Raw genomic sequence first — 1,714 nt, forward strand, 5'->3', positions numbered from 1 at the left:
CGGCGGGTGCGGCGGGCGGGTCGGGGAAACGGGCTGGTCGCAAGGCCAGTACCGCGCCCCGGCCCGACCCAACCCGATGCTGATGGCGAAGTCCCGGCACGAGAAGCCGGAGAACGTCCGCCGCTACTTCAAGCCGTCCCCTGAGGCGATCTCGGAGCTGACGAGCCTGCTCGCGCCTGGCGACGCGCGTCGCTGAGCCCTGCTGGGGTGTGACCCGGATGCACCAGAAACCCGCCACAGGATGATCTCGGAGCGTTGAGCATCCCTCGCACCCGTTCGGCCCAGTGTCGTTGGTGGTGACGTTGGGTTTCGTCTTGGGGCGGAGTGGTTGTGACCTCGATCGAGAGGACTGATGGAGTGTGTGGCATTGCTCATGAGTGACGACTCGTGAACAAAGCCAGGGAGTGAGTGGGCAGCCTGGTCAGGTGGTGCTGTCCGCCGGGGCGATGCGGGCGAGTGCGCCGATCTCCAGTGCGGTCCACAGGGCTCCGTCGGGGCCGGGGGTGATGACGGTCGGCCCGCAGTCGGGGTCGAGCCGGTGGCTCGTCGGCTTCTCGCCGGGGACGAGCCGACCGATCCGGCCACTGTGGACGAGGGTGAACCACAGCGCGCCGTCCGGTCCCGTGGTGAGGGCGTAGGGTCCGGCCGTACTGTCGGCCACCGCGTGCTCTTCGATGGATACCTGGGGCGAATGACTCAAAGGGGCTTCCCCAATCCGTGCTCGGTGGCGATGCGTTCGATGTCGGCCGGGGTTCCGGCCATGATGGTGCGGGCGTGTTCGGTGACGAGGTCGGCGGGCCAGTCCCACCACGCGGCGCGCTGCAGCCGCTCGATGCCGGCGTCGTCGAACCGTTGCCGGATCGGTCTGGCCGGGTTGCCGCCGACGATCGTGTAGGGCGGCACGTCGGCGGTGACCATGGCGCCGGCCGCGATGATGGCGCCGTCGCCGATCCGTACGCCGGGCATGACGGTTGCCCGATAGCCGAACCAGACGTCGTTGCCGACGACCGTGTCGCCGCGGCTGGGCATGGCGGTGACGATGTCCAGAGTCTGCTCGGCCCACCGGCCGCCGAACATGGTGAACGGGTACGTGGACACCCCCATCGCCGGATGCTCGGCACCGGCCATCAGGAATGTGGTCCCCGAGGCGATCGCGCAGTACTTGCCGATGATGAGACGCTCCGGCCCGTAGGCATAGAGGACGTTGCGGTGCTCGAAGTCCGTGGCGCCGTCCGGGTCGTCGTAGTAGGTGTACTCGCCCACGGCGATGTTCGGTGAGGTGACCAGCGGGTTGAGGAACACCACGCGGTCGTGGGCGGGCAGCGGGTGAACGGTGGTCGGGTCAGGTGACAAGGCCGGGTTCCTTTGCGGGGGTTGCGGGATACTGATGTCGCACGCGGTCGGGGGCCGGGCGTGGCCGGGGCATGGCTCGGATGTGGCCTGACGCGGCGGGACCTCAGGCGCTCTCGGGGGCGGACGGAGTGACTCACTCGACGAACTGGACGATCACGCCCGTCGAGGTCGGTGACCTGGAAGAGGCGCTCGCACGGCAGTTGGACCCCGCCACGGAGTGCAGGCCAGGGAGTGCCCTGGCCTGCCACTGCCTCAGGATGCCGTCGGCTGCTCCTGGTGGCTGCCATAGTAGGGCTTTGTTAGGTCCTGTGGTGGGGTTCGGGGGCAGGTGCGGGTTGGCCGCATATCGAGCAGGCGCCGG

At 68.9% G+C, this 1,714-nt stretch carries 1 protein-coding gene and 2 pseudogenes; 1 reads left to right on the forward strand and 2 read right to left on the reverse strand.

What is annotated here, in order from left to right; all coding sequences use genetic code 11:
- Positions 1–196 (forward strand): annotated as a pseudogene (locus JL475_RS41050) (site-specific integrase); the annotation flags it as partial.
- A 282-nt stretch (positions 197–478) separates the two neighbouring features.
- Here the strand turns inward: JL475_RS41050 and JL475_RS38885 are convergent.
- Positions 479–700 (reverse strand): annotated as a pseudogene (locus tag JL475_RS38885) (virginiamycin B lyase); the annotation flags it as partial.
- Positions 697–1,353 carry a CatB-related O-acetyltransferase gene (locus tag JL475_RS38890; protein WP_202282908.1) on the reverse strand — a complete coding sequence of 219 codons (657 nt, stop codon included), beginning with the start codon at positions 1,351–1,353 and terminating at the stop codon, positions 697–699. The pseudogene JL475_RS38885 and the gene JL475_RS38890, both read right to left, overlap by 4 nt.
- Between the last annotated feature and the right edge of the window lie 361 nt (positions 1,354–1,714).

This window comes from Streptomyces sp. M2CJ-2, from assembly GCF_016757295.1.
GTDB lineage: Bacteria > Actinomycetota > Actinomycetes > Streptomycetales > Streptomycetaceae > Streptomyces.